The following is a 26,947-nucleotide window of genomic DNA, read 5'->3' on the forward strand; positions in this document are numbered from 1 at the left end:
AGAAATTGAACCTTCCGCCCATCGAAAGGCGCTGGGAAGCTATTACCGAAGCTGGGAACAACACCTTTCTACTGAGGAACCGGGATATCTTCTTAGATATGCTGACCGACAGCGGTGTCAATGCCATGAGCGACAAGCAACTGGCAGCGATGATGGACGTGGACGACAGCTACGCCGGTTCAGAGACCTATACTGAGTTTGAAGAGAAGATCGAAGAAATCTTTGGGATGAAGTATGTACTCCCGGCTCACCAGGGCAGAGCCTGCGAGAACTTGCTGGCTCAGGCCTTTGTCCGTCCGGGAATGGTAGTGCCCATGAACTATCACTTTACCACCTCGAAGGCCCACATTACCTTAAATGGCGGACGGGTGGAGGAATTAATCATCGATGAAGGTCTCAAGGTCAACAGCGATCACCCCTTCAAGGGCAATATGGATATTGCCAAGCTGAAGGCAACAATCGACCACTACGGTGACCAGATTGCCTTCGTGCGGATGGAGGCAGGGACCAACCTCATCGGTGGCCAACCCTTCTCCCTCCAGAACCTCCGGGAAGTTTCGGAAGTCTGCCGGGAAGCGGGGATCCTATTGGTGATGGACGCCAGTCTCCTGGCCGACAATCTCTACTTTATTAAGACCCGGGAAGAAAGTTGTCGGTCCATGAGTATTCGGGAAATCACCAGGGCGATGGCCGAGCTGACTGATATCATTTACTTCTCCGCCCGGAAACTGGGCTGTGCCCGGGGGGGAGGGCTCTGCACCAATAACGAAGAGGCATATATTAAGTTGCGGGAACTGGTTACTTTATACGAAGGCTTTCTCACCTATGGCGGAATGTCCATGCGGGAAATCGGTGCCATTACCGTCGGGTTGGAGGAGACCATGGATGAAGAGATGATTAACCAGGGGCCGCAGTTTATCGCTTATATGACCGAGGAACTGCTGAAGAAGGGTGTGCCGGTGGTAACTCCTGCCGGTGGACTGGGCTGCCACATCAATGCCATGGATTTTGTGGATCACATCCCCCAAAGTCAGTACCCCGCCGGTGCCCTGGCCGCTGCCCTGTACCTGGTCAGTGGTGTGCGGGGAATGGAACGAGGAACGTTGTCGGAGCAGCGGGATGAAGAGGGTAATGAGGTTTTTGCTGATATGGAATTGGTCCGGCTGGCTATGCCTCGGCGGGTCTTTACCCTGTCTCAAGTCAATTACGCCGTCGATAGACTAGGCTGGCTGTATGAAAATCGTCACTTAATCGGTGGCCTTAAGTTTGTAGAAGAGCCCACCATCCTGCGATTCTTCTTCGGTAAGCTAGAGCCCGTTGGCGATTGGCAGCAGCGGTTAGTAGAGAAGTTTAAGCAAGACTTCGGCGACAGCCTCTAAGCTCCGAGCAAGACGGGAAAGCACCAGATGATAAAAGCACAGCTTCAATAAATACATTCCGATGAGGACATCTACTGAGATGGCCGCCCGATGAGGGCGGCTTTTTTTGTTTGTGCCCATTTCTCCTGTCAAAAAGAGCGAAAATTGCAAAAATTGTCAGTCGGAGGTGTATATTGGTCCAAAATTAGCCAACACTAGTCATGGATTCCACTGGAAAATTTTTGCTGACCTTTAGTCATATCTCAGCAGAGTCCAGATATATATTTACAGATATGTCTTTACAGCCGCGTAGTCTTGGTTATGGGGAGGGTGAAGGTGGAGAGACGGTTTTCCTGGAGGTTGGTCCTGTTTGTCCTTCTGGCTGGTCTTCTTGGCCAGGCAGGAACCGTAGCTGGAGCCAGGACCTTAGATAGCTCTACTGTTCAAATCATTGTGACGGTGCCGATGTGGGTGACCTTGGATACCGACACCGGGCTGCTACTCATCGAAGACCGAGACTTTGTCCTGACCGTGGATGATACGGAATCTGGTACCGAGGGAATTCTTGCCGTCAAGCCCGAGGCCCTGAAGTTAGTTGCTAGAGGCAACGTTGGTTACAGTGTCATGGTTTCCCTTGAGTCCGATGCCCTGGTCAGTGTTGACGGTGAGTATGAAATACCCGTTTGGGATCTGCGCTGGCGCCGGTCCGAAGGCGATGACGAGTGGTGGCCCCTCTCAACCGAGGATGAACCGGTGATTGTTCAAATGGAACCGGGAGAGAGCATCATCGACATCGACTTTTTGTTGCTGGCCGCCTGGGATGTACCGGCCACAACTTACACCGGAAAGGTGGTCTATACCATCATTGCTCATGAACCAGATCAGCGATAACTATGGAAAGTGGGGGGTTGTTGTGAACAGCCAAAGGATTAAGGTGCTGTTGGTGGTGTTAGTAGGGGTGCTGGTCCTTTGTGGAGGGACGAGCCTAGGCTTGGCCAGTGATGTTGATCCGGAGCCGACGGTTACCATGATGCTCTTTGAGACAGACATTCGGGAAGCCTTGAGTGAGATGGCGCTGCAAACTGGGGTCAACATCATTCCTGACCAGAGTGTTGGCGGAGTGATTACCGCGGACCTAGTGGATGTGCCCCTTGAGAAGGCCCTGAAGATGATCATTATCGGTGGCGGTTATACCTATCGCAAGATCGATGACTTCTATCTAGTGGGACTACCGGATCCCCGCAGCACCACCTTCGGTGAGTTGGTGGAAAGCGAAGTCTATGTCCTGCGGCATGTCGATGCGGCCAAGGTACTGGCGGTCCTGCCGAGCTTTCTGAGAACCTATGTCGCCGGTGGCGATGGTAACCTGTTAACCATCACTGCGCCGCCACTGGAGCTAGAGCGGATTAAGACGCTCCTCCGGCAGCTAGATACACCCAGCAAGCAGGTGGAGGTTAAGGTGGTGGTCACTGAGGTGTCCACCCAGGCGGCTAGGGAGCTGGGGAATACCTTGCTTCGGTACGTTCCCGACGAGGGTACGGAGTTTGCCGATATCAATCTTCCACCCCGTTCCTTTGAGTTCGATGGTGTCGGCAACCTGTTGACCATCAATGCCGATGTCTATGGCACTTTGCTTACTCGGCTGAAGTTATTGCAGGAACAGCGGGAGGCTGAAATCCATGCCGATCCCAAGGTACTGGTGGCCGATGGTGAGACGGCAGCGCTTTTTTCTGGAGAAGAGCAGATTCTGCTGATTCGTTCGGAAGATTCCGTGACCGACAGGGTGGAGCGGATTGAGGTTGGCGTTTCCCTCGATGTCACCGCGGCAGTGGTTGGCGAGGATGAAGTTGTCCTGCGGCTGTCCCCGCAGGTGAGTCACTTTGTAAATCAAGCCAGACCGGATCTGGTGGTGAAACAGAACTCCGTCGAGACCACCATTCGCCTCAAGAGTGGGCAAACGGCAATGCTGGCGGGATTAACGGTACAGGATGATTCCAGCTACAGCCGCAAGGTTCCGATTCTCGGCGACATTCCCCTGATTCGCTGGCTGTTTCGAACCGACAGCACGCAAAAGTCTGACAAAGAGTTACTTATGTTCGTGACCCCTGTCATCCAGTGAAGGTGGGATTCCCCGTGCGGAAACAACTAATGGCCTGGGCCTTGATGGGAATCTGGCTCCTCCTGTTTTCCAGTGTGGGATGGGCAGCGGAAGACTCCCATACCCAGGCGATGGCTTGGACCCCGAAGATAGCGCAGCAGTTGGTAGCTTCAGGCTGGGAGTACAACATCGCTTCGGCAGAGGAGCCAATGGTGGTGTACTCCCTGAGCTTTCTCGAGATTAACTCCCGATTCAGTCAAGTGCTAGATAGTCTCTTGCAGGTGTCGGAATCGGAATTGGAAGAACCGGCCAGATGGCGATTTTCCGCGGATCCCCAGGTGGTCGAGTTAGTGAAAAAATACCCCCTTAGTCTCGTCGCCCAGCTGCAAACGGGAGTTGAAGACCAAGCAGCAGAGACGATGATGGAATCCTGGTTAGTGACGGTGGGTGACAAACCGGTGCGCCTGCGGTTGGAGGACCTCAATTTGCAGCAGGAGCGGGCAGAAGAGCGGGTTCAGTCGCGACTGGAGATTCTCCTCCAGCCCCAGCAAATCGATTGGCAGCGGGAGCAAGTGTTGACCGCCATTGAACTGAGCTATCTTGGTCAGAGGGGTGAAATTGCCGATACGCAGACGACCATCTGGATTGGCCCAGAGCTTGGAGAACCTTTGGCCCTGGTCTCACAGCGGGGGGATGCTTCCCACCAGCAGTGGCGCCGATATTTCGCCATGTATCTGACGGCAACGGTCTTGATGCCCGAGCAGCTGCCCAAGGATGCCGCCTTTGTCAGTGTTGGCGACATCAAGGCTCTGCAGCGTCTGCTGGCAGACAAGGGAGAGGTAGAAGGAACCCCTTCAGAACTGATTCTTTCCCTAGGCATCGCGGGCGAACAATCGGGGGGTCAAGTATCCCTGACCCATTATCTGCCGGGAAACCACTGTCTGGAGCTGGCGGTGGACTTCTTTGGTGACAACTTCAGTTACCAGGGGGCCTTAGGCTGGTATCTAGCCGAGGGACTGCGCTTAGTCAGCAGCATCGAGGAGAGTTGGTTCCAGGATCAGGGACCGGTACTGCGGGTGGGACTATCCGATAGGACAACTATCGGTGAGCATCTATCCTTGGGACTGTCCTACCTGCCGCTGCAGTTGTCCCTAAGGGACAATGAACTGTCTGTCGTGGAGTGTGGTCAATTGCTGGTCAAAGTCCAGGGCGAGGGAGTTGAGGGATGGTATCAGGGTGAGTATTTGGCGGGAGAGTTAAATAATCAAATTGGAGTACGGTTGATGCTATCCTCGGCCTTCGGCATCCAAGGGGCTTGGGATGAACCCGCTACATCCAAGGAGCGAATTTCATTGGGTGTTGTCTATCGGTATTAAAAGGACTGGAGTTGAAGCAAAGGACTCTTGAGGTAGGATGTGAGCAAAAGTGAATGCTTCAATAAGCTTACCGAACAGCAATGCCGCCCAGGATACCAAGGAAAAGCTTCAGATCTCCTTGTTGGGTAATTTTCGCATGCAGATGGGGGATTACCCCATCTCCGTTGCCCGTTGGAAGTCCAAGAAGGCCCTCGCCTTACTGAAATACTTGGTTTCAAAGCATGGGGAAAAGGTTCCCCGGGATGTATTGATTGAGTTGCTGTGGCCCGAGGCCGAGACTGACAAGAGTGCCTTCCACAATCTCCATACAACGATCTATTACCTGCGTCGCAGTTTGAAACCTTACTTAGGCGAGGACCACGATTGCATCAAGTACTCCAACGGCCTCTATTGGATTGAGCTGGGGGATCGCATTTGGGTGGATATCGATGAGTTTGTCGGCAGCTACCGCCAGGGCCGAGAATTGATGGCCACCGATCCCGCCGCTAGCTGGCACCATTTTCAGCAGGCTCTCCTACTATATCGGGACGATTTTCTTGCGGAGGATCTCTATGAGGATTGGGCGGCTGCGGCCAGAGAGTACTATCGGGAGCGATACATCGAGACCACTTTGCTGGCTGCCCAGTTACTAGCCGAGTACAAGCAAGACTATACTTCTGCAGTGAGACTTTGTCGAGACGCATTAGCTCGGGATCCCTACCGGGAAGAACTCTATCAGGCAATTCTTCGGTACTTGATCCAGGCTGGCAGATACAGTGAAGCTGCGGTGCAGTATCAACAGTGTGCAAAAATGCTCCATGATGAATTTGGACTCAGTGTCAGTCCGGAAACCAAGGCGATTTACAACCAAATGAAACAGTTGAGTCCGGTAGAGGAATCGTTGGAGTCGTCGGGGACCGGTTCCTTTGTTTGCGAGCCCCAGATCTTTAATTCCATCGTTGAGCTAGATTTGCGCCGTCAAGGGGAACTGACCACATCTCCGGTGGTGATCCAGATGACCAGACCCGCGGGAGCCTTCACCTATGACCAGTCTCAGTTTCTCTTGACCGTGCTCAATACTGTGTTGGGCCGAGGGGACGTTGTCTGCCAGTGGGAATCTAACCAGATTGCCGTCTGGCTGGAAGACCCTAGAGAAGAGGTGGCTCGATCTGTGGTCCAAAGGATCCAACAGCGTCTGAAGGCCAAGCCAAGGATGATGGGTGAGCTCAGCTGGCGGCTGACTCCCGTTACTCAGCTGAAATGGCCCGCGGGAAACCACAGAGCTCCCCAGCAGAGAGCCTATCGAATTCGGAAAGTCTGAGTAGAGGAGGTATCGACATGAAACGAATTACAGCGGGTCTAGTCCTACTGCTGGTTCTGGTCCTCAGCGGATGGGTCTGGGCCGGAGAAAGAAGCATCAACGTTGATCTGAATATCAAGAGTTTCATGCAAGTGCGAAATCCCGAGGAGATAAGGCTAGAATTGGATTTCACCAAGGCTACCGATGGCAAGGCTCGGGATGAGGACTATGCCATGATCTGGTGGCAGTCCAATGTCCCGGTGGTGATCACTGAAGTCCGCTCGGAGGGGTTCAGACAGCTCAAAGGGGATCGGGCAACTAACGATGTCCTGAACAATTGGGTTAACTATCTTTTTGAGACTACTGGATACGATGTCACACTCCCGGCTGGAAATAGCAAACTCCTAGGCAAAGTCCCCTTGGGGCGATATTCGGGAAACAGCAGCAGAGAGTACGCAGAGTACTCAGAGTGGCACTGGCTGAAGGTCACCGCCCAGCTTGAGGCCCTATTAGAGCAAGCCCATTTAGTTCCTGCCGGGGAGTGGCGGGATGTCATCACTGTGACCTTTATCGATGCCGATGGTGCCTAGGATTACTCTGCAAACCAGAAAGGAAGGGTTGCCGATGCGAACCAAGATCCGGGCTGTCTCGTTACTGCTGGTGACGGCCGCGGTGTTTCTCTGGGCTCAGACCACTGGGGCCGTTGGGGTGCGGCCCCTAGTGGTTGACATCAGTGCTCGACCCGGGGATACCCAAGAATTTGAACTGACTCTAACTCCCAGCGGTGCCCCGGAAACCGTTGCTTTGTCCTTGTATCAGCCGGTGCAGCTGATCACCGGCAGTCTCAGCTTTCAAGAACCGGACTTAGATGCTTTTCCTGTAGTTAAATGGGTCACCTTGGAGGAGACCAGGGTTACCCTGTATCCGGGGCAGGAAAGGACGGTCAAGGGCAAGATTCAGGTTCCCTTTGACGCCGGTGGTTCCCACACTGTGATCGTGATGGTGGAATCGGAGCCGCCGGAGGGGCAAACGGGAATTGTGTTCAAGATCCGGTATGCAGTGCGGGTCAATATTCGGGTGGACCGACCGGGACTGCGGCAAACTGCTAAGCTAGAGGACTTTGGCTTGGTATCCGGCGAGAACAACGAAGCTTTGGTAAAGGCTACGCTGGCGAATACGTCGGCCTGGGACTATCGGGTGTCGGGAGAGGTGACCATCCGTGACTCAGAGCGTCGCCTGGTGGCAAGGCTGCCCTTAAGGAGCATTGCTAATGTAAACTCTAACTCCGATTCACTGCGGATGTATCCCGGAAGCAGGGTGGAGTACTTTGCTGAGGTCACCAAGAGATTGTCACCGGGGGATTATACATTACGGCTGTTCATGCGTTATGGCGATCATGGTCAAATCATCCAATCCCAAACAGTGACAATTGCCGAAGGGGATTTCAACTTCCCCAGCATTGCGGAAGTGGGAGCCTTCTCAGTGGAGCCGGCAGAGCTAGAACTGCAACTTCGTCCTGGACAGCAAAAGACGGAGGTTCTGCAGTTAATGAGTGAGGTTTCCGACACCGTCTATGTATTTATGTCTGGATCTGAAGTCGAACCGCAGTACATGTACTCTCCCCTGGAGTGGATACAACTGCGAACTCCGTCCCAATTTGAACTCTCTGGTCGAGGGCGAAGTCGGGTGATTATGACCATAGCCGCGCCTCGGGACGCAGAATCCGCCAGTTACCATGGGGACATTGTCCTCTCGGCTCTTTCTGAAGATGGGCAGTTGGTAAGTCAGAGGACGGTACCTATCTGCGTAACGGTAGGCGATGTCCAAACCCCTGATGCTGAGGTAAGAAGCTTGGCTGCGGTACCCTCGGATGGTGAGCTGAGCCTATCCCTTGACCTGTATAACTGCGGCAACGTTTTTCTCACTCCCCACGCTTCCATTATGCTAACCGATGCCGAGGGACTTTTTGCCGGTAGGGCCATGCTAACTCTGCCGGAAGGGGTGGACAAGGTTATCCCTCTGAAGAGTCAAGAACTCACGGGCACCATTGAGGATTTGGCTCCTGGAGTCTATACAGCGGGGATTGTCATCGAAAGCAACGGGACCGAGGTGTTAAGTACAGAGCTGCCGCTGGAGATAGGGGGTGTTGGTAACCGATCCGATGTTCCGGCTCTGGAGTGATTTTGGAGATTTGTCTTAGTTGCCTTTGACCGAAGGGGTTTATTCTCAAGGTAGTTAACTTCTAAAGGAGGATATCAGATGAGAAAAAGACGCTTCATGATTCTATCCTTGGCCGTGGTTCTAGTCCTAGGTACAGTGGGCATTGCGGTGGCTGCTAACCTGGACGAAGCGAAAACCAGGGTCCAGTTGATCCTCGAGCCCTATGCCGAAGTGGCCTTTGGTAGCACTGGTCTTCTCTTGCGTGCCAGTATTCCCGAGGGCGGTAGAGGCTCAACGGGGCTTGTGATTAAGACCAACACTCAACTGGATGTGACCATTAGCTCGGGTGGTTTCGGTACAGCAGCCAGCGATAATGACGAGGTGGATCCCTTTGTTAAGTATGAACTAACTCGAAGTGGTCATGACTGGTCTATCGGATTTGGTGCCGGTGAAGCTAGCAGCTTCGTTACTCCAACGGACTATCATCCCAACGGCAAGTACGGAAATGGACTGTTTGACTATGAGCTGCAGGCGGAGTTTGACGCAGCCAATGCCGATGAAGACTGGTGGAAATTCACCTCTGACCTCCACTATTTTGACGACATTGTTATCACAGTGACTAAGAAGGCAGACTAGGTATACAGACTTGAAGGCGGTTGGGTTGATCCAGCCGCCTTTTTGTGTGTCTGGCATGTCTGTTGCGCCGATGGGCTGAAAGAAGCCCTGTCGCCTAACCAGCGGGAAGACAACCCGTAAGCAGACGTTACCGGTGGCGGTAGGGTCTAGAGGAAGCTGAAGGGGTGGCGTGGAACGAAGCGAAAGCGAACCGAATATGGCTCATTAGGTGGATAACCTTGCGAAAAATGGGAAAGCCCAAAAGCTGGATAACCTAGTGAGTTTGAACGGTCGGATTCAAGCCAAGGCAGACTTACCCAGGGAGATACCCGTATCACCCTGGGTAAGTCCGATCAAGCGGAAACGCAAGTGAAAGATGAAGTGGTGCAGGAGGCAGATGAGTCCGTAGTAGTTATGAACCCCCAGCCAAAGAAGGCTGGTAACAGACCGGAGGGTAAGACTGCGGGGACAATAACCGAAGCGTTATTGGGCTGACAGGGCCGAAAGGAGCTGTCGATTGCGAAGGGACAAGGCTAAGGCTGCCCACCTAGCCTTGCTCTACTCGATGTGTGCTCCCAGGCTATTTCCTTCGAGAGAAAGTGAGCGGGGAAACCAGAACTTGAGTGGTGTTTGATATCTTTCTAATTGGTCTTTGAACGGGACTAGCTACTCTATACGTGAAACATCGATCTGAGAGAAGGGCTCGGTTTAACTCGAAGGAGGGACAGTTCGGTATCGTGAGCCCGTAGTGTGTTAGCCTCGAAAACTGAGGCCGACACAGTGAAAGATGTGTGTAATCTAGTCTCAAGAAGAGCAAGGAGGAATTTCCAGTGAGAAAGAGTTTAGTCTTAGCGTTGATGTTAATGATCGTCCTCAGCTTGAGCGTTCTAGCTGCTGCAAAGGAGCATGATTATCCAACTACACCATTGCTTCCCAACTCCCTTGAATCAGACTGGAGTGTTCGGGAAATCGAAGTAGATATCGATGTGTTCTCCTTTGTCTATGTCGCTGAATTCAGCACCGAGCCAATGTTCTTTGACCTAGACTCGCCGGCAGCGATGGGCGAAGCCTATAACATTACCAGACCCGTTGTATTTGGAACCAACACGCCTATTAGGATCACCTTGTCAGAGGACTTTACCGGGAAGTTCCCGGCAACCGAGGCTCTGAACACTGCGATTCTACTGCAGAGACCTAGGAATGGAGCCTTTAATCCGACTTCATCCTGGACGCGAACCGGCCAGCCTGGTACGAGCTCTGCACGAGCCGTATATACATTCGCCCCCGGAAAGCACGTGGGACAACTCAATGTAGGTATTGGATGGTACAACACAGGAGCGACGAGTCAGGATGCCGGTAACTGGGATGATCTTCCTTGGTGGGAAGTGTTAGCTGGAGAGTACAAAGGTACGATTACAATGACTATTGAGGATATGCGTCAATAGACCTTCCTATCCAGAAGGCAGGGCCTCACTCTATTGCGATGGAGTGAGGCCTTGCGTTGTATTACCCCTGAGCAGCGCGCAGCGGCAAATAAGGGGAATAAGCCAATAAAATTAACTTTTGACTCCCTTTTGAGTCCTGTTTGACTGAGATTTGACCGGGACTAGCTATCATATATTCGGCAAAATCGCGCAGTCCGAATAAAGGGGGAATGGCTCGTCTAGTGCGTTGGACAGATGCTTGAGTCGCGTTGATGCTCATATTATTGGCACGGAATTCGGCAGTTTAGAAATGGGCACAAAAAAGCTTGAAAGGAGTACTCAAATGAAAAAGAGTTTGGTTATGGTATTGATGTTGTTGCTGGCTCTCGGGACAACCGCTACGGCCGCCACCCGTGATACCGCTAAGGTAAAGCTTGCCGTAGACGTTCCTGGCCATGTCGAGATTGCAGGTTTGACGAGCGATAGCGTGTTATCCGTCTCCATGAAGGAGCCAGGGGATCAAAGTACAACGAGAATGGCTTCTCTTCGGTTCGAGGTATTGACAAATACCCGTGTGAAATTCGGTTTTGCCAATGACGATAAGTTCCCTCGGTTGACTCTAAGGGATGAGGAAGGCAATGTACTTGCAGGATTCAAAGATCCTGGTAATCCGGAGTGGAGCAATCCCCTAAAATCCGATATTCAAATCAGAGGCGGGGAAGTGTCAGGTACATACAAGTATGTAGATGCCGGGCGACATTACGAATGGCTGGATTTCAGAGTCCACTGGGATAGCAGGGATGAACTTCCCTGGTGGAAGGTTCTTAAAGGGGAGTATGAAGGCGAAATCACGCTGATAGTTCAAGAGGTAGATTAGTCCTTCCCCGTGAAGGGTTCATAGACAAGGTGTTTTGGCCTCACTCTATGCGATGAGTGAGGCTTTTCTTTTGCCTTTGACTAAGCTCTAAGATCTATCTGATTGGATTCTGAATGGGACAGAGTATGCTATGTCTGGTGAGTGAAAAGAGCCGGTTTACAAATAGACAATGGTTCGGTCTTGAAGGGGGGATTAGCCGATCTAGTAATGCGTTCTGCAGTTGCGTTGTGTTGGCTGTCAAAATACTCTGACGTCATGCTAGAAAACACGAAGTCAGAGTAGCATATGACTAGGAGATCAGCATAGGATCTAGAGTATCTGTGGTTTGGGAAATGTCGTAAGCCACGTTGTTGAGTCCAGTATTTACCTGGACCTTCGTAGTCCCGTCGATGTCGTTTCCTCTGGTAGTAAAAACCTAAACGGGCACCTATGGGAGTGGCGTTGAGCTATACGGGATCGCTTCACAAATCAATGAGGAGGAAATGAAATGAAAAAAGTGTTGTTTCTCACCCTAGTATTGGTAGTTGCCTTGGGAGCTGTTGCCATGGCCAAGTCAGCCAGTGATAGCTTTGATGTTAAGCTTAATATTCTACACTATGTTGAATTAGTGCTTCCCGACAGCTTGAATCTTGAGGATATCAACTTTGCGGACGGCTATGGCAGGACCCTGTCCACGACAATGAAGCTCTACACCAATGATGATGTCTATGTACGTTTAGAGTCTGCAGGATTTGTCGATGCTGAGGGCAACGAGAGCCCTACGCTTAATCAGTGGGTTCAATACAGCTGGACTCCTGGTACCGGCCATCCCTTCTTCCTCGGAGCCGGCAAGAGCGTAGGAGGTTGGGGACCCTACGGATACGACTTCACTGGCAGTGTTATTGACATGCCCCTCAAGGTGATTTTCAAGGCGCCCAAAGCCGATTGGTTTGCTGCACGTGCCGGTGACTACAGCGACGTGATCACGGTGACGGTTTTCGCGAAGTAGTCTAGGATAGAGTATAGGGCACCTTATTCTGCAAACCTATGGGGTTTCGTCTGCAGCTTGACAGGAACCCATTCCAATTAGAAATGTAAGACGGCAACTTGTTGGTTTCCGACGGACATTGCGGCGTTAGTGCTCAGCATCTGAGTACTAGCGCTTTTCTTATGCGTTACCTGCGGTGCGTAAAGCCGAGACGACGGCAGACTAGGTTGTCCATGGCTCTCAGTGCCTCTACACGGAAGGGAAAGCAGTTGAGTCAAGATTCGGTTGACCAGGAAAGATAAGCATGTTAGCATATAAGCGAATACTTAATCACAAGGGGTGGTAGTCATCACCGAACTGGTTGAACAGATGAAGGTATTAGGGAACATGACCAGGTTGAAGTTGTTGAAGCTTCTAGCCTATCAGGAGTACTGCGTATGTGAGTTGGCTGCCATCATCGGAATCAGTCAGCCGGGAGTGTCCCAGCATCTGCAAAGACTGAAACAAGTTGGGTTCGTGACGGAACGAAAGGATAGTCAGTGGGTGTACTACAAAGCCGATGAAGGGGCTCTGCATCGGTTTCAACGGGAGTTCGCTGAGTTCCTGGCTGCGGATGTAGGCACCATTCCGGAATTGGAAGCTGAGATGAACCAAGTAGCCGGTTTAGAGCAAAATCCCCTGGTAATTGCCTGTAAGCCTAGGCGTGGGGGAAAGCTAAACTAAGTGGAGGGATCGATGATGGAAAAGCGCCCCATTCGGATCATGTTCTTGTGTACCGGAAACTCTTGTCGCAGTCAGATGGCTGAGGGCTTGGCCAAGGCCTTGGGGGAAGGGAAAGCAGAGGTTTACAGCGCCGGACTGGAGCCCCACGGGATTAATCCCCGAGCTGTTGCGGTGATGAGGGAAATCGGCATCGATATCTCCGCTAACACCTCCGATGTCATCGACCAAGAACTACTTAGCAGCATGGACTATGCCATTACCCTTTGTTCCCATGCTGAGGAATACTGTCCGGTGACACCACCGTCGGTACAAAGACTCCATTGGGCTTTCGAAGATCCCGCCAAGGCTGCAGGTTCCGAGGAGGAAATTATGGAGAAATTCCGCGAAGTGCGGGATTCTATTGCCCGTCGGATCAAGCAGTGGCTTGCTTCAATCTAGCCGGTGAAGGGTCATCTTCCTGCTAGGATAGATCTGCATACTTTAGCCTATGGGAGGAGAAATCGCAGGTGAATATCAAGGTGTTGGGTTCCGGTTGTGCCAAATGTAATCAGTTAGAGGAGCTGGTGCGGGAAGTCGTCAAAGATGAGGGTCTGGATGCTGCCATCGAAAAGGTTACCGATGTGGCCAAGATCATTGGCTACGGGGTGATGAGCACGCCTGCCCTTGTCGTTGATGAAAAGGTGGTTTGCAGCGGCACACTGCCAAGTAAGGGCAAACTGAAAGAGCTGCTGATGCAGTAGGCAGCATTGTGCCTGGACGCAGAATAGTAAGGGGCGCTGCCAGTCGCAGTGCCCTATTGTTCTTGATGCCTTCGTGGGAAGGGGATTTTGATGATCGTACTTCGGTGGCTCAACGACCAAGTGCTCAAGATGGAGTGGTTGGCGGTCCTGGTTGAACGGTTGGTTGTTTCTGTATTTGGTCTTGATGTGACTAGTGGACTTGGGGGCAGTATCCACTTTTTCATCTATGACACGGTGAAGATCTTTCTCCTGTTGTCGGCACTAATCTTTGGAATTTCCTATATTCAAAGCTACTTCCCACCGGAACGAACTCGCAGGATTCTGGGAAGATTCGATGGAATCGGCGCTAACCTGCTTGGAGCCTTAATGGGAACAATTACTCCCTTTTGCTCCTGTTCATCGATTCCGATCTTCATCGGGTTTATCAATGCCGGCTTGCCCATCGGGGTCACCTTTTCTTTTCTCATCTCATCGCCCTTGGTTGACTTGGCCTCAATCCTGTTACTGGCCAGCATTCTCAACTGGAAGATTGCCTCAGCCTATGTGGTAGTTGGTATCCTGTTGGCCGTTACCGGGGGCAGTATCATCAGTAAGCTCAAGCTGGAGAAATATATCGAGCCCTTTGTCTACAACATTGAAGTGGCGGCCACCAGCCCGGCTGATTTCACTCTTTTCAGGATGACTTCCAGGGAACGGATTGAATTTGCCCATGCCCAGGTCAAGGACATTGTACACCGGGTGTGGCTCTACGTCCTCATCGGGGTGGGCGTTGGAGCAGCGATTCACAACTGGATCCCTGAGTCTGCGATCACAGCCCTGTTAGGAGAGAAGAATGCTTTCTCAGTAGTGCTCGCCACTGTGGCAGGGTTACCCATGTATGCAGATATCTTCGGTACTTTGCCAATTGCTGAAGCTTTAGTGGCTAAGGGTGTTGGGATCGGTACGGTTCTAACCTTCATGATGGCGGTGACGGCCACGTCATTGCCGTCGTTGATCCTGTTGAAGAAGGTGGTTAAAGCGAGGCTATTGGCGGTCTTTGTCGGAGTGGTTACCTTCGGGATTATCATCATTGGTTATATCTTTAACGCCCTTGGGTATCGGTTCATTTAGATTGACCCTTAAATTGCAATATTTAACTTCGGTTAGGAGAGCGACGGTCGCGGGCTGTCGCTCTTGTCGTCTCAGGGAACTTGCAGCATCTGGGAGCTGATGGAAAGGTACCGTTTGGGCCAGGTTTTGTTGGTTCCTAGGAAGCGGAGTTGCTCCCTAGCTCATATGCTGCGTGAGCCGATGGCTTTTGGGGTACAAATATGATGGTCGGTTGCGGCCGTAGTCTGAACAAAAGAGATGGGGAGGAAGCCATGGAACGGGCAGCCCAATTGAAGCGGTTCGTTGAGCACTTTAGAGCCGGTGAGAAAGCGCCGGAGGAACAGGCGATAGGGATAGAGCTGGAATACCTAGTCCTTGACGGTGAGAGCCTGGCGGCGGTTCCCTATAGCGGTCAACAGGGGATTGCAGACCTCCTGGGCTGTCTAGTCGCCAAGGGCTGGTCCCCGGTGTGGGAAGAGGGGCACCTGATCGGGGCAGAGAAGGACGGGGTCTCCATTGCCTTGGAACCGGGAGCGCAGTTGGAGGTTAATTTTGCCCCCGAAGAGAGCATCGGGCAGATTGAGGACATCTACCGCAGGGTCCTGGCTGAAATAGTGGAGATCCTAGAGGAGCGGGGTCAAATCCTAGTGGCCTTGGGGTATCAACCGGTGACACCCATTGAGCAGATATCGCTGCTTCCCAGACAGAGATATCGCTGGATGTATACCTATTTGGGGACCAGGGGCCAATCTGCCCATCGGATGATGAAGGGTACCGCAGCAACCCAGGTCTGTGTCGATTATACCGACGAAGAGGATTTCAGGATCAAAAGCCGGGTCATCAGCTTTCTGACGCCCTTTATGTATGCTGTCTTTGACAACGCTTCCCTCTATGAAGGTGAGGTCAACCACCCGGTGGCCCTTCGGTATAGGATCTGGAGTGACTGTGACGATGACCGCTGCGGCTATCCTAAAGGGATTTTCACCGAAGACTACTCCTACGAAAAATACGCGGCGTATATTCTCGATTCCCCGGCCCTGATTGTCCTCAAGGACGGGCAGTTATCCTACGCTGGGGGAGAAAAGCCAGTGAAGGAATATTTTGACCCAGAGACCTTCACTGACGATGAACTAGACTACCTCCTGTCGATGTGTTTTCCCGATGTGAGGGTGCGCAGATACCTAGAGATTCGCATGGCAGACAGTCTACCCTATCCCCTTAACTTCGGCTATGTGGCCCTGTGGAAGGGCTTATTGTACGACCAATTCAATCTGCAGCGGTTGTACACCGAGGCCAGGGAATTTGGCGAGACAGCCCTAGTGGGCCTAAGGGAGCGGGTGCTCCGGGATGGAACTCAGGCAGCTGCGGGAGCCTTCACCGTCCTGGAAAGATTTCAAAACTACCTGGAACTGGCCAAGGGTGCTCTGTCGGCGGCGGAACTACACTATCTGGCCCCCATAGAGGAAATGGTCAGTTAGGGACTGACTCCCCGGGAATTAACGCTGTCTCGGTTGAGTCAGGGTACCCGCACCGCAATTCAATGGTGTGTGCTTTCCCCGGAAACCCTTAATCTCAATCTGCGAGGGCGGGTGTAATGGATTATCGGACAACAAGTGCGCTGGACTTATTCAAGGCCTTTGAGCAGCAGGTGATGGCCGATCCGAAGGCCTTTTACCAAGACTATCTTACCGTTAAGAACCACGTGGAGAACTCCACCGCCATCTACATGGGAAAGCCGGTGGACTTTATCTATCAACCGATGTTCTTTTCCCAGGACGACATCGCGAGATTCCAGCAGCTCACCGATACCCTGACGGGAATCCTCCGCAAAGTGATTGCCCAGTACCGGAAAAGTCCCGATTTTCGCCGGCTGTTTGGTTTTTCACCCCTAGCCGAGGAACTGATCCTCCTGGATCCCGGCTACCGATACAGCTTTCCCGTGGCTCGGTTTGATGTTTTTTACTCCTATGACGGCAGCTTCCAATTCTGTGAACTCAATGCCGATGGCTCCTCGGGGATGAACGAAATCTCGGTACTTCATGACATTTTCTGGAGTGCCAAGGCTTTGGCGGGTTTCCTGGAGCAGTATCACCTGGTGGATTTCGAACTCTTCAATTCCTGGGTTGACAGTATGCTGGAGATTTACCAAGAGTTTGCTGGAAGCAGCGCCGGCAAGCCCAACATTGCCATTGTGGACTTTGATCGGGAAGGGACCATCAGCGAGTTTCAGGTCTTTCAAAACTACTTCCGGGCCCGGGGGTATCAGACGGTGATCTGCGATCCCCGAGATTTTAAGTACCGCTCCGGTCAGCTGTCGGTCAGGGGGATGAAAATCGATCTGGTATACCGTAGAGCCACCACCGCTCGGATTATCGAAGAAGCCGAGGAAATCCAGGATTTTCTCCAGGCCTACCGAGATGGCGCCGTCTGTGTGGTCGGAGGCTTTGTCTCCCAGATTATCCATAACAAAATGATCTTTGCCGTTTTGCACAGCAAGGAGTGCCAGGCCCTTCTCACCCAAGAGGAGATCGCCTTTATCAAGGCCCATGTTCCGGAGACTTTGGTCATTGACGACGATGGTTCCAACCTGCGCCGGCGGATAATCGATGACAAGGATTCTTGGGTGCTGAAACCTCTGGATCTTTACGCCGGGCAGGGTGTCTTTATCGGCAAGAACCACAGTCAGTCAGAGTGGCAAGAGATTGTGGCCGGGATTGCGCCCCAGACCTATTTGGTGCAGGAGTTCTGCCAGGTTCCCCAGCTGAGAATGGCCACCGTTGAGAAGGATGGCTTTCGCTTTGAACCCTACAACTACCTCATCGGACTCTTTATGTACAAAGAGAAGTTCAGCGGCATCTTTACCCGGGCAGGAAGAAAGGCCTTGATTGCCACTGGTGGCGAAAGCGTCAGCCTGCCCACCTTTGTTCTAGGCGGGGCTGCTGGAACGGGCCGCTAAAAACTGTCACCGCCTGATCGCTGTCACGACCCACGGTGGGAACGGCTGCCCTTTCAGGGTTCCCACCGGCCGGTGATAGGATCAGGCGGTAAGGTATGTCGCTGGGGTTGTCGCTAATCGGGATTTTCCTCCTTTGCCTCTCTTTCCTCTTGGCCAGTGGGGAGCGAGATGGAGATGATTTCTCCCTGGCCTGAGGCCAATTGGCTGAGAAGCTGTCCCAGGAAGCTAGTAGACGTGCCCGTTGAAGTGGAGGCTGTGCGCTCCTCCAGCAGATCGACGATCCGTTGGAGAAGTTCAATCATCTTGTCGAGTTTCTGCTCCAACTCTTGGAGTTTTCCGTCAAACCACATCACAGTTTCTACTCCTCCTTCCACGACACCTTAGTATATGTGCTATCCCTTCATCTGGTGCCAGACTTTTGCTGGAAGGTAAAGAGTTTGCTCCAGACATTCTTGCTAGTCCCAGGAAGGCAGGCGAAGAACTATGATGTTCTTCGCCTGCCTTTGCCTTTCCCACCATTGCTGTTCTTGATCAAAACTGGTAAGATAAGAAGGTTCGCCGTAAATATTGAGTAAAATTGTACCGGTCAAGAGGAGAGTGGGAAGGGAGGAGGACAATGGCCCAAATCGTGGTGGAAAACCTAGTAAAAACCTTTAAGGTAGCCATAAGACAAGCCGGCCTTTGGCAGGCCTTTCGGGGATTGGCGAAAAGGGACCACGTCCTGGTTCCGGCCCTCGATGGGATTTCCTTCACCATCGAGGAGGGAGAGTTGGTGGGGTATCTCGGTCCCAACGGTGCCGGGAAGTCAACAACGGTGAAGATCCTCAGTGGGATTCTAGTTCCCGATTCCGGTTTGTGTCAGGTGATGGGAAGGGTGCCGTGGCAGGAACGCATTGCCCACGTCAGGGAGATTGGTGTCGTCTTTGGCCAACGCTCCCAACTTTGGTGGGACCTACCGGTGATTGACTCCTTTGAGCTGCTGCGGGATATCTACCGGCTCTCACCGGGGGACTATCGCCAGGCCAAGGAGGAGTTGGTGGAGATCCTGCAGCTGGAGCCCCTGTTGGAGACTCCGGTGCGACAATTGAGCCTTGGGCAGCGGATGCGCTGTGAACTGGCGGCCTCCTTGCTCCATCGGCCCAAGCTGCTTTTCCTCGATGAGCCTACCATCGGTTTAGATGCAGTCTCCAAGCTGGTGGTGAGGGATTTTGTCAAGAAGATCAATCGAGAACGGGGTACCACAGTTATTTTGACCACCCACGACATGGATGATGTAGAAGCTCTTTGCAGTAGAGTGATGATTATCGGGCGAGGGAAGATCCTATTGCAGGGAAATCTCAAGGACATCCGCCATCAAGTGACCCGGGAAAGGCGTCTCATCGTCGAGCTGGGTCAAGCCTACCCGGAGGAGTACATAGCCGCCAATGTCCAGGGAGCACAACTGGTGAGACTGGAGGGAAACCAGGCTCACTTCAACTTCATCCCAGGGCAGATCACCCCTTCAGAACTGATCACAGAGGTGTCGAAGAAGTTGTCAGTGAGGGATTTGCTCATCGAGGATCCCCCCATCGATGAAGTGATTTCCCGCCTCTATGAGGAGCTGCATATCACATGAAGGTGTATCAGGCGATAATACGGCTGCGGTTCATGTTGTTGGTGCAGTATCGAGTGGCAGCCTTGGCGGGAATGGCTACCCAATTCATGTGGGGATTGGTAATGATTATGGTATTGGAGGCCTTTTACCTGTCAACCTCCCAGCCTCAACCCCTGTCCTTTGCCCAGGCTGTGGGATACACTTGGCTGGGGCAGGCGATGTTGGGGATGCTGCCTTGGAATGGCGATGGAGACATCCAGGAGTTAATTCGCTCCGGTAACGTGGCCTATGAGCTTTGTCGTCCCGTGGATCTTTACAACCAATGGTATGCCCGGGCCATTGCCCTACGGGTTGCCCCTACGTTGCTGCGGGCGGTACCCTTGTTTGCGGTCAGCATTTTCCTCTTGCCGGAGCGGTACTCACTGGCGCTGCCAACCCTGGGCGGCTTCGGCGCTTGGCTGGCGGCTACCTTAGGAGCACTGTTCCTAGGCTGTGCTATAACCAATCTGATGAATATTTCGCTGCTGTGGACCATCTCCGGTGAGGGGATAACCCGCTTACTGCCCGCAGTAGTGACGATTTTTTCCGGGATGGTGATTCCCCTGCCCCTCTTTCCCCCATGGGCACTGAGGATAATGGAGCTTCTTCCCTTTGCGGGATTGGTGGACACTCCGGCGCGGTTCTTCACCGGTCAGCTTCCCCCCAGCCAGCTCTGGGTGTTCTTGGCTCGCCAAGGAGTGTGGACGATTATTCTCGTGCTTTGGGGCCGAAGGCTTTTGACCCGGGGTCTCAGGCGCATCGTGGTCCAGGGAGGGTAGAGGATGAGAGATGGATTGAAGTTATACCTACGCTATGTCGGAGTATCCCTGCGCAGCCAACTGCAGTATCCCGCGTCCTTTGTGATGATGATCCTGGGCAATCTGGTGACTACCGTGATTGATTTCCTGGGAATCTTGGCACTGTTTTCCCGATTTGGCAGCTTAGGGGAGTGGACTCTGCCCCAGGTGGCTGTGTTCTATGGAATGGTGCACGTTGCCTTTGCTTTAGCAGAAGCCGGTGCCCGGGGCTTTGACATCCTGCACCGCCATGTTAGGGCCGGAACCTTTGATCGGATGCTCCTGAGACCGAGGAGTACCGTTCTGCAGGTCATCGGTCTGGAGTTTCAGCTGATGCGCATTGGCCGATTCACCCAAGGATTGATTGTGTTGGGTTGGGGAATGGCCAATTTGGAGTTGACGTTGACCTTGGCGCAAATTCTCCTGGTTATCGCCTCCATTGCCGGTGGAGCCTTTCTCTTTTCCGGCCTGTTTGTGCTCCAGGCTACCCTGTCCTTCTGGTCGGTGGAAAGCCTAGAGGTGGTTAACTTGACTACCTATGGGGGAGTGCAGACCGCTCAGATGCCGATTACCATTTATCAGAAGTGGTTTCGCCGCTTCTTCACGTGGATCATTCCCCTGGCTGCCATCAACTACTTTCCCTTGATGGCCATCCTTGACCATCCCGCCGGTGGAGAGTTCCCTGTCTGGGTATCTTGGGTGTCGCCGGTGGTTGGCCCAGTGTTTTTTCTCCTCTGTCTGCAGGTCTGGAACTTTGGCGTAAGACACTATCACTCGACGGGCAGTTAGGGCAGGGAGCGGTAATAGGAGATAATTAACGCGGTGCGCTTAATCGGATATAATGGGGGAGAGCCAGAGGCAGTAAGGAAACCGGTGCCGGCGAGGGTGCTTAACTAACGGGTAGTTGCTTCTGGCGCCGGCCGGTGGGAGGGAAAGCAAGTGACAAGTAACCGATGCTGTCATTGTACCGAAGGCGAACACCAGGTTCAAATAAGCTGTCTGTCCCTAGTTCCCATCTTTAACCATCTGAGTCCGGAAGAGCTGTGGGAGATTTCTCAGGCTCTTAAAGCAGAAAGCTACCAGCGGGGCGAGATGATTTATCGGGCAGGGGACCCTTCTCAACGTCTTTATATCGTCCATAAGGGGCGGGTGAAGATTTATCGGCTGGCCACATCGGGTAAGGAACAGCTGATTCGAGTGCTGGAGCCCGGGGACTTTACCGGAGAACTGGCACTCTTTAGCGAATCCACCCATGATGCCTTTGCTGAGGCTCTGGAACCCACGGAACTGTGCACCATGGATCGGGAGGTGCTGCAGGAGTTTCTGCTGCAATTTCCGACGATTTCCCTGCGGATCCTGGAGGAGTTCTCGGAACGGCTGGCCAAGAGTGAGCGGCAGACCACCAGCTTGGCAACGGAAAGCGTGGATCGCCGCATCGCCGATTACCTCTTGGAACTGTCGGAGGACAGTGGGTCATTGACGGTAACTTTGCCGGTGTCCCGTAAAGATCTGGCCTCTTATTTGGGAACATCGCCGGAGACTATTAGCCGGCGCCTGGCAGAGTTTGAAGATTCCGGTTGGATTAGTCAAAGGGAACAGCGCCGGATTCAGATCCTGGATCCCGATGCACTGCGTTGGTGGTAAGAGATAGTAGATTATCTAGCGGGAGGGCGCCCTGGGTAATACCGGGACGCCCTCTCTTGGTCTGATCGGATTAGATGGTCCATTGGTTGTGAATCACGCCGACGAGATACCAGGTTCCCTGGTGTTCTTCAAAGGCCAGGCGCAGACTCTGCCAATCTAAGCCTTCGTATTGAGGATCAAATCCGGAGAAGTGATACTCAACGATAATCGCATTGGGGTACACCTCAAATTGATTCTCCAGGGTATTGCCGCTGTGGGCAATCTCGTTATAGCTAACGGTCTCGGCATTGACGAAGTCAGCAGTATAGACAAATTCATCAAAGTATTCCCGGGGAGTAAGTTCAATGGGAAACCCCGTGCCATCGTAGCTGCCCCAGGTGTACCTGGTTTCGTCGGTGCCGAAGACGGCAATCTGCTCCGGCGAAAAGACCAGATCTCCCCCTTCCCCGGTATTGACATGGCCATAGGGAGAAAAGCGGACGCCGGAGGGATGAGCCACTTCTGCTAAAGCTGCAAAATCTCGGTTCTTGATAATTTCCAGAGTTGCCATGGCCCGGTCGGCGATGATTTCCTCGGCTTCCTCCGGGGTGGGCTGAACCTGGGTCGGCGGTGCTTCCACCCTTTGCCGGACAAGGGGCTCCTCTGTGTCCTCTGGGGGTTTAGCCGTTGTGCAAGAGGCTAAGGTGATGGCCAACAGGACGGTAAGTAACAACCAAAGGGGTCTGTGACGCTGCATCGAAACCCTCCTTGCCTTAGTGCAGATGTGTAGCTATCCCTAGTGTAACCGAAAAGAGCACCGGTGAGTACCGGTGCTCTTTAGTCCTGGGCATGGCGAAATTCCCAGGCCCGCAGGTATCTTAGGTCCTCCCCTTCGGGATAGGACTCATTGGGCTGTAGGTTGCGGTATTCTGCCAGGGCTGTGGGATGGGTGCGAAAGTACTGGATCAGGTTGCGAATCAAGGCCATGGTTGTTGGGGTAATGTAATGTTCGATCCCTTCCACCTGCTCGTCGATGCCTGTTTGGGAATTGAGCAGATGCAGGAAGGTTTTCAAGGTGGCATCTCTCCAGACCAGGAATTTACCGTAATGCTCGCCCAGGGGTGTGAGGGCGACGTTGCGGTATTTCTCATAGGAGATGAACCCCGCTTCGTCCAGCTTCTGAATCATCCGAGTGACACTGGAGGATTGCACCTTCAACCGCTCTGCCAGATCAACGGCTCGCACATATCCCTGTTCCTGGACCAAGCGATAGATCATTTCCAGGTAATCCTCCATGCTTTCCGTTAGCATTGGTTCGCCCCCTCCCTTTAAACAAGACCAAGGAATCCAGCTGCCTGGGCGATGACAAAACAGACTGTACTAGCAATGCCCGTTGTGATGGCAAAGGTGAGTGCCGGCCACTTGATGTGACCCGTTTCCCTGCCGATAACCAGCAGCGTTGTGCCGCAGGGAAAGTGGAGCAGGGAAAACAACATGGTGTTCAGCGCGGTGAGCCAGGTCCACCCGTTGGCCAAGAATAGCTGTCGCATCGCTTCAATACTGTCTAGTTCCAACATTGCCCCCGCTCCCAGATAACTCATAATCAGGATGGGGATGACGATCTCATTGGCCGGCAACCCCAACAGGAAGGCCAGAATGATGTAACCATCAAGGCCCAGGGCACGGCCGAAGGGCTCCAGCCAACGGGCTGCATGGGCCAGGACGCTCAGCTCTCCCACATAGGAGTTGGCCAGAATCCAGGTGATGGCCCCCGCGGGTGCCGCGACCATGATCGCCCGCCTAAGGACAAACAACGTGCGATCAAAGATGGAGCGAACCAGCACCCGGCCAATCTGCGGCGGTCGATAGGGTGGCAGTTCCAGGGAAAAGGAGGACGGTACCCCCCGCAGCAGAGTTTTGGACAGTGCCCAGGAAACCAGCAGGGTCACGGTAATTCCCACCAGGACCAGAGCCACTACCACCAAAGAGGCCAGGGCATTGCCGTAGGCCCCAACCACTTGACCGCCCAAAAAGATGGCTGAAAGGGAAATCAGTAGGGGAAATCGGCCGTTACAGGGAACGAAGTTGTTGGTAATGATGGCAATCATTCGCTCCCTCGGAGAGTCGATGATTCTCGCGGCAACCACGCCCGCGGCATTGCAGCCAAACCCCATGGCCATGGTCAAGGCCTGTTTCCCGTGGGTTCCCGCTCGCTTGAAGAAACCATCGAGATTAAAGGCTACCCGAGGCAGATACCCCAAGTCCTCCAGTAAGGTAAAAAGAGGAAAGAAAATGGCCATGGGAGGAAGCATAACCGACACCACCCAGGCCAAACCCCGATAGGTGCCGGAAAGAAGCAGCCCCTGGAGCCATTCCGGCGCGGACAGAGCTCGAAAGACTAGGCTTAGTCTTGCTTCAATGGCAAAGAGGAAGTCCGACAGCAGCTGGGAGGGATAGTTGGCTCCGGTGATGGTCAGCCAGAAGATCCCACCAAGCAATGCTAACATCAAGGGATAGCCAAAGGTGCGGGAAGTGAGGATGTCGTCGATCCGATCATCCCAGCTGGGGCCCTCCTCCTTCGATTGGCTGACTACCTCGGCGGCAATGCTCTCCGCCTGCTGATAGATAGTGGAGACAATTTCGTCTCGGAACTGGTCACCTCTGCTCTTGACGGCACCTTGCATTTGTTCAAGGGTTTCCTGCAAAGTTCGTGGCTCAACGTATGTGGTACCCATATCAACTACCTCCGTAGGGCTCCCTTCGCCAGGACGGCTTAGTTTGCAGCGAGAGAGAGCAAGTTGGGAACAATGGATTCATCTCCCTCCATGATCCGCAGGGCGACCCACCGGGCATTGAGCTCCTGGGGCAGCACCCGCTGCAGATAGGGGACCAGTTGGGCAATCTCTCCCTCCAGTTGATCGGAATAGCGCCAGCGCAGGGGCTGGGGTCTAATCCTACCGGATGCCACTTCATCGATGACAGCCTTGAGCTGGTCGAGGCCTTCGCCTTTGCGGGCTGCACAGGGTACTACGGGAATCCCTAACCTAGTGGCCAGTTTATCGACATCGATGGAAATGTGCTTGCGCTGGGCTTCGTCCACGAGATTGAGGCATAGCACCACCCGTGGGGTAATTTCCAATACCTGAAGGACCAAGTTAAGATTTCGTTCTAAACAGGTGGCATCGGCCACCACCACCGTTGCGTCGGGCTGACCAAAGCAGATGAAGTCCCGGGCGATTTCCTCCTCAACGGAATTGGCCAGTAAGGAATAGGTGCCCGGTAGATCCACCAGCACCACATCCCGATCTCGATACCGATAGATCCCCCGGGCCGAGGTCACCGTTTTGCCGGGCCAGTTACCGGTATGTTGGTTTAGTCCCGTTAAGGCGTTAAAAACGGTGCTCTTGCCCACATTGGGGTTTCCTGCCAGAGCAACAACATAATCTCCCGACACCCCTTGCTCTAACTCTCGGCGCAGGCTAGGCACTGGGTTCGTCGATGTATTGCTCGATTCCATCATCCCCTCACTCCCTTGCAGGTTGGACTAAGATTTTTTCCGTTTCCCGTTGCCGCAGGGCGATGACAGCGCCGCGTATCCTGTAAGCTGTAGGATCTCCGGAGGGACTGTAACGCAGGGTTTTGACCTGTGTTCCCGGTACCAGTCCCAGATCCAACAGTCGGCGGCGGGTGGAACCTTGAGCAGCGATGGATACCACCCTGGCTTGGGCGCCTACAGGCAGCAGATCCAAGGATATGCTGTTTGTCATCAATTTCAGTCACGTCTCCTTCTGGTTCGATAAAATTTACTTGAGGGTAGGAAGGTTTCCCGCAAGCAAACTTTCAGTGTTAAGCTATGATCCGGTGGCGGCAGCGGTGACATAAAAAAACCGGAAGCTGCACTAGATACCGGCAGCTTCCGGTTGAAACAGTGGGAAATGGGGTTAGAAACGATCCCAGATGTGGGAGGACAAATTGCCAAAGGCCTGATCCCACAGAGCAAGGTCGTCGATGGTTCCCTTTGCCTGGGCTTTCCCTAGGGACAGGGCCTGGGAGGGGGATATTGTTCCCGTATAGATCTGGCTCAGGGTCTCGATGCTCAAGGCCAGAGATGAGTGATGCTCCCCGGTGGTCTGGGTGACGGAACCTTGACCATCGGCAATGGTGAGCAGAAAACTCCCCTGGTTCCAGGGACAAAGGGGATCTGAGATCTCTATCCCCAGGGTGGCACTGGCAACGCCAAAGGGCCGGCCCTCCAGAGCCGGGATCACATCGACGATCCGGAACATGGCCGAGGGCTCTAGGGAGCACCGGATGACCTTGGGATTGGCCATCACGTACGTCAGGGGGTCATCCTCTGGAAGGGAGATCTCGATCCTTTCCGCTTGGGAATCGTGGTTTGCCAAGAGTCCCCACAACCCCCGATAGGCCTCAAGACTTAGGGCGCAAAATTCCTGGACCTGCAGCCTCCGTCCCGATTGAGTTGAGATAGTAAAGACGATGTATCCCTCAGGCTGGGGGCAGTCGGCCGTGGGATACCACAGATAAAGGTAGCGATAGTCCTCTTGTCCCGGGTTCGATGGACACAATTGCTTTTCCCAGTCCCTTCGGTTTCGCCGCAGGGGACCGATGTAGGCACGAGCCCACTGGTCATATAGGGCACTGACAGCATCGATGTCCTCCTTTGTTCCTCGGCGGGTATGACCCTGGGCCGGGAGGAACTCCTTCAGATCCGAAAGGGCGATGGAGTAATGTCGCTGTACAGTCCCCAGCTCCCAACCGTACCTGCGATAGAACTGATAATTAAAGGGATAGAGCATCGAGATCGCCTGGCCCTGAGAGTGCATTCGATGCAGAGACTCCGTCAGCAGGCGGGAGGTAGCGCCCTTGCGGCGATGCTCCGGAGGACAGGCTACCGCGGCGATGCCTCCCATGGGAATTGCATTCTGACCAACATAGACTGCTTTGTCTAAGATCAGTAAGCCTGCCAGTAACTCCTGACCAGCGAAAACCGCCAGGGTTTCATCGTAGTTGGTCTTGTTGGCTTCCGCAATCACCTGTCGCTGTGCAGAAGGGATATTGAAGGCTTGAAAGGTGATATCCAAGAATCTTTCTCTTTCCTCCGGTCGGTTTGGATCTAAGGGTCGAACCACTAAGTCCGCCAATCTACTCACATCCTCTTCCGGTTTGGTTATCTGCTTCAAGGCATAATCTTGAAGCATAATGTGTATAGTT

28 protein-coding genes are annotated in these 26,947 nt (G+C 53.2%); 21 read left to right on the plus strand and 7 right to left on the minus strand.

Annotated elements, in window-relative coordinates:
- From GX030_02860 to GX030_02940, 17 genes are all read left to right on the plus strand, one after another.
- Positions 1-1,379, plus strand: a 1,379-nt coding sequence (locus GX030_02860; protein NLV91321.1) for a tryptophanase, incomplete at its 5' end; no start/stop codon positions are given.
- Between the two features lie 315 nt (positions 1,380-1,694).
- Complete coding sequence (locus tag GX030_02865) at positions 1,695-2,249, plus strand: hypothetical protein (protein NLV91322.1); 555 nt, start codon at positions 1,695-1,697, stop codon at positions 2,247-2,249.
- Positions 2,250-2,271: 22 nt separating this feature from the next.
- The gene (locus tag GX030_02870; protein ID NLV91323.1) at positions 2,272-3,477 is read left to right on the plus strand and encodes a secretin; all 1,206 of its coding nucleotides are present in this window, start codon (positions 2,272-2,274) and stop codon (positions 3,475-3,477) included.
- Positions 3,478-3,491: 14 nt separating this feature from the next.
- Positions 3,492-4,832 (plus strand): hypothetical protein, encoded by a 1,341-nt coding sequence (locus GX030_02875; protein NLV91324.1) that lies wholly within the window; start codon positions 3,492-3,494, stop codon positions 4,830-4,832.
- Positions 4,833-4,881: 49 nt separating this feature from the next.
- Positions 4,882-6,132, plus strand: a complete 1,251-nt coding sequence (locus GX030_02880) for a hypothetical protein (protein ID NLV91325.1) — start codon at positions 4,882-4,884, stop codon at positions 6,130-6,132.
- Positions 6,133-6,149: 17 nt separating this feature from the next.
- The gene (locus GX030_02885; GenBank protein NLV91326.1) at positions 6,150-6,701 is read left to right on the plus strand and encodes a hypothetical protein; all 552 of its coding nucleotides are present in this window, start codon (positions 6,150-6,152) and stop codon (positions 6,699-6,701) included.
- A gap of 34 nt (positions 6,702-6,735) precedes the next feature.
- Positions 6,736-8,292: a hypothetical protein gene (locus tag GX030_02890; protein ID NLV91327.1), complete on the plus strand. Its 1,557-nt coding sequence runs from the start codon at positions 6,736-6,738 to the stop codon at positions 8,290-8,292.
- Between the two features lie 78 nt (positions 8,293-8,370).
- On the plus strand, positions 8,371-8,907 hold the full coding sequence (locus GX030_02895) for a hypothetical protein (GenBank protein ID NLV91328.1): 537 nt from the start codon (positions 8,371-8,373) through the stop codon (positions 8,905-8,907).
- 809 nt (positions 8,908-9,716) lie between these two features.
- A complete protein-coding gene (locus GX030_02900) occupies positions 9,717-10,331 on the plus strand; it encodes a hypothetical protein (protein ID NLV91329.1) in 615 nt (204 codons plus the stop codon).
- A gap of 322 nt (positions 10,332-10,653) precedes the next feature.
- Positions 10,654-11,187 (plus strand): hypothetical protein, encoded by a 534-nt coding sequence (locus GX030_02905; GenBank protein ID NLV91330.1) that lies wholly within the window; start codon positions 10,654-10,656, stop codon positions 11,185-11,187.
- A 487-nt stretch (positions 11,188-11,674) separates the two neighbouring features.
- The gene (locus GX030_02910) at positions 11,675-12,175 is read left to right on the plus strand and encodes a hypothetical protein (GenBank protein NLV91331.1); all 501 of its coding nucleotides are present in this window, start codon (positions 11,675-11,677) and stop codon (positions 12,173-12,175) included.
- A 366-nt stretch (positions 12,176-12,541) separates the two neighbouring features.
- Positions 12,542-12,877: a winged helix-turn-helix transcriptional regulator gene (locus GX030_02915; GenBank protein ID NLV91332.1), complete on the plus strand. Its 336-nt coding sequence runs from the start codon at positions 12,542-12,544 to the stop codon at positions 12,875-12,877.
- 15 nt (positions 12,878-12,892) lie between these two features.
- Complete coding sequence (gene arsC / locus GX030_02920; protein NLV91333.1) at positions 12,893-13,315, plus strand: arsenate reductase (thioredoxin); 423 nt, start codon at positions 12,893-12,895, stop codon at positions 13,313-13,315.
- Positions 13,316-13,383: 68 nt separating this feature from the next.
- Positions 13,384-13,617 carry a thioredoxin family protein gene (locus tag GX030_02925; protein NLV91334.1) on the plus strand — a complete coding sequence of 78 codons (234 nt, stop codon included), beginning with the start codon at positions 13,384-13,386 and terminating at the stop codon, positions 13,615-13,617.
- Between the two features lie 90 nt (positions 13,618-13,707).
- On the plus strand, positions 13,708-14,727 hold the full coding sequence (locus tag GX030_02930; GenBank protein ID NLV91335.1) for a permease: 1,020 nt from the start codon (positions 13,708-13,710) through the stop codon (positions 14,725-14,727).
- A 251-nt stretch (positions 14,728-14,978) separates the two neighbouring features.
- Positions 14,979-16,184 carry a glutamate--cysteine ligase gene (locus GX030_02935; protein ID NLV91336.1) on the plus strand — a complete coding sequence of 402 codons (1,206 nt, stop codon included), beginning with the start codon at positions 14,979-14,981 and terminating at the stop codon, positions 16,182-16,184.
- Positions 16,185-16,300: 116 nt separating this feature from the next.
- On the plus strand, positions 16,301-17,662 hold the full coding sequence (locus tag GX030_02940; GenBank protein ID NLV91337.1) for a circularly permuted type 2 ATP-grasp protein: 1,362 nt from the start codon (positions 16,301-16,303) through the stop codon (positions 17,660-17,662).
- A 113-nt stretch (positions 17,663-17,775) separates the two neighbouring features.
- Here the strand turns inward: GX030_02940 and GX030_02945 are convergent, their stop codons facing one another.
- Complete coding sequence (locus GX030_02945) at positions 17,776-18,015, minus strand: hypothetical protein (GenBank protein ID NLV91338.1); 240 nt, start codon at positions 18,013-18,015, stop codon at positions 17,776-17,778.
- Positions 18,016-18,278: 263 nt separating this feature from the next.
- Between GX030_02945 and GX030_02950 the strand changes: the two genes are divergently transcribed.
- The 4 genes from GX030_02950 (at position 18,279) to GX030_02965 (ending at position 21,736) form a co-directional block, all read left to right on the plus strand.
- A complete protein-coding gene (locus tag GX030_02950) occupies positions 18,279-19,277 on the plus strand; it encodes an ATP-binding cassette domain-containing protein (GenBank protein ID NLV91339.1) in 999 nt (332 codons plus the stop codon).
- Positions 19,274-20,074, plus strand: coding sequence for an ABC transporter permease (locus GX030_02955; protein NLV91340.1), 801 nt, complete (start codon positions 19,274-19,276; stop codon positions 20,072-20,074). The genes GX030_02950 and GX030_02955 overlap by 4 nt, the downstream gene beginning before the upstream one ends.
- A gap of 3 nt (positions 20,075-20,077) precedes the next feature.
- On the plus strand, positions 20,078-20,881 hold the full coding sequence (locus tag GX030_02960) for an ABC transporter permease (GenBank protein ID NLV91341.1): 804 nt from the start codon (positions 20,078-20,080) through the stop codon (positions 20,879-20,881).
- A 150-nt stretch (positions 20,882-21,031) separates the two neighbouring features.
- Positions 21,032-21,736 carry a Crp/Fnr family transcriptional regulator gene (locus GX030_02965; protein NLV91342.1) on the plus strand — a complete coding sequence of 235 codons (705 nt, stop codon included), beginning with the start codon at positions 21,032-21,034 and terminating at the stop codon, positions 21,734-21,736.
- 70 nt (positions 21,737-21,806) lie between these two features.
- Here GX030_02965 and GX030_02970 read toward each other — a convergent pair whose 3' ends face one another.
- From GX030_02970 to GX030_02995, 6 genes are all read right to left on the minus strand, one after another.
- Entirely contained in the window at positions 21,807-22,472 is a 666-nt protein-coding gene (locus tag GX030_02970; protein NLV91343.1) for a hypothetical protein, read from the minus strand.
- Between the two features lie 80 nt (positions 22,473-22,552).
- Complete coding sequence (gene mntR, locus GX030_02975) at positions 22,553-23,026, minus strand: transcriptional regulator MntR (protein NLV91344.1); 474 nt, start codon at positions 23,024-23,026, stop codon at positions 22,553-22,555.
- A gap of 17 nt (positions 23,027-23,043) precedes the next feature.
- Positions 23,044-24,399, minus strand: coding sequence for a ferrous iron transporter B (locus tag GX030_02980; GenBank protein ID NLV91345.1), 1,356 nt, complete (start codon positions 24,397-24,399; stop codon positions 23,044-23,046).
- Positions 24,400-24,488: 89 nt separating this feature from the next.
- Positions 24,489-25,232, minus strand: coding sequence for an iron transporter FeoB (locus GX030_02985; GenBank protein NLV91346.1), 744 nt, complete (start codon positions 25,230-25,232; stop codon positions 24,489-24,491).
- Positions 25,233-25,239: 7 nt separating this feature from the next.
- Entirely contained in the window at positions 25,240-25,485 is a 246-nt protein-coding gene (locus tag GX030_02990) for a ferrous iron transport protein A (protein ID NLV91347.1), read from the minus strand.
- 171 nt (positions 25,486-25,656) lie between these two features.
- A complete protein-coding gene (locus GX030_02995) occupies positions 25,657-26,877 on the minus strand; it encodes a GNAT family N-acetyltransferase (protein NLV91348.1) in 1,221 nt (406 codons plus the stop codon).
- Positions 26,878-26,947 lie beyond the last annotated feature (70 nt).

It is taken from the genome of Bacillota bacterium (assembly GCA_012727955.1).
In the GTDB taxonomy this organism is placed as follows: Bacteria; Bacillota; Limnochordia; order DTU087; family JAAYGB01; genus JAAYGB01.

What these genes read in the sequence shown, in the direction of transcription:
- GX030_02890 (NLV91327.1), top strand. Translation starts at nt 6,736, where the DNA reads ATGCGAACCAAGATCCGGGCTGTCTCGTTACTGCTGGTGACGGCCGCG.
- GX030_02955 (NLV91340.1), top strand. Translation starts at nt 19,274, where the DNA reads ATGAAGGTGTATCAGGCGATAATACGGCTGCGGTTCATGTTGTTGGTG.
- arsC (NLV91333.1), top strand. Translation starts at nt 12,893, where the DNA reads ATGGAAAAGCGCCCCATTCGGATCATGTTCTTGTGTACCGGAAACTCT.
- GX030_02935 (NLV91336.1), top strand. Translation starts at nt 14,979, where the DNA reads ATGGAACGGGCAGCCCAATTGAAGCGGTTCGTTGAGCACTTTAGAGCC.
- GX030_02915 (NLV91332.1), top strand. Translation starts at nt 12,542, where the DNA reads ATGACCAGGTTGAAGTTGTTGAAGCTTCTAGCCTATCAGGAGTACTGC.
- GX030_02980 (NLV91345.1), bottom strand. Translation starts at nt 24,399, where the DNA reads ATGCAAGGTGCCGTCAAGAGCAGAGGTGACCAGTTCCGAGACGAAATT.
- GX030_02970 (NLV91343.1), bottom strand. Translation starts at nt 22,472, where the DNA reads ATGCAGCGTCACAGACCCCTTTGGTTGTTACTTACCGTCCTGTTGGCC.
- GX030_02885 (NLV91326.1), top strand. Translation starts at nt 6,150, where the DNA reads ATGAAACGAATTACAGCGGGTCTAGTCCTACTGCTGGTTCTGGTCCTC.
- GX030_02910 (NLV91331.1), top strand. Translation starts at nt 11,675, where the DNA reads ATGAAAAAAGTGTTGTTTCTCACCCTAGTATTGGTAGTTGCCTTGGGA.
- GX030_02950 (NLV91339.1), top strand. Translation starts at nt 18,279, where the DNA reads ATGGCCCAAATCGTGGTGGAAAACCTAGTAAAAACCTTTAAGGTAGCC.
- GX030_02940 (NLV91337.1), top strand. Translation starts at nt 16,301, where the DNA reads ATGGATTATCGGACAACAAGTGCGCTGGACTTATTCAAGGCCTTTGAG.
- GX030_02960 (NLV91341.1), top strand. Translation starts at nt 20,078, where the DNA reads ATGAGAGATGGATTGAAGTTATACCTACGCTATGTCGGAGTATCCCTG.
- GX030_02930 (NLV91335.1), top strand. Translation starts at nt 13,708, where the DNA reads ATGATCGTACTTCGGTGGCTCAACGACCAAGTGCTCAAGATGGAGTGG.
- GX030_02905 (NLV91330.1), top strand. Translation starts at nt 10,654, where the DNA reads ATGAAAAAGAGTTTGGTTATGGTATTGATGTTGTTGCTGGCTCTCGGG.
- mntR (NLV91344.1), bottom strand. Translation starts at nt 23,026, where the DNA reads ATGCTAACGGAAAGCATGGAGGATTACCTGGAAATGATCTATCGCTTG.
- GX030_02895 (NLV91328.1), top strand. Translation starts at nt 8,371, where the DNA reads ATGAGAAAAAGACGCTTCATGATTCTATCCTTGGCCGTGGTTCTAGTC.
- GX030_02985 (NLV91346.1), bottom strand. Translation starts at nt 25,232, where the DNA reads ATGGAATCGAGCAATACATCGACGAACCCAGTGCCTAGCCTGCGCCGA.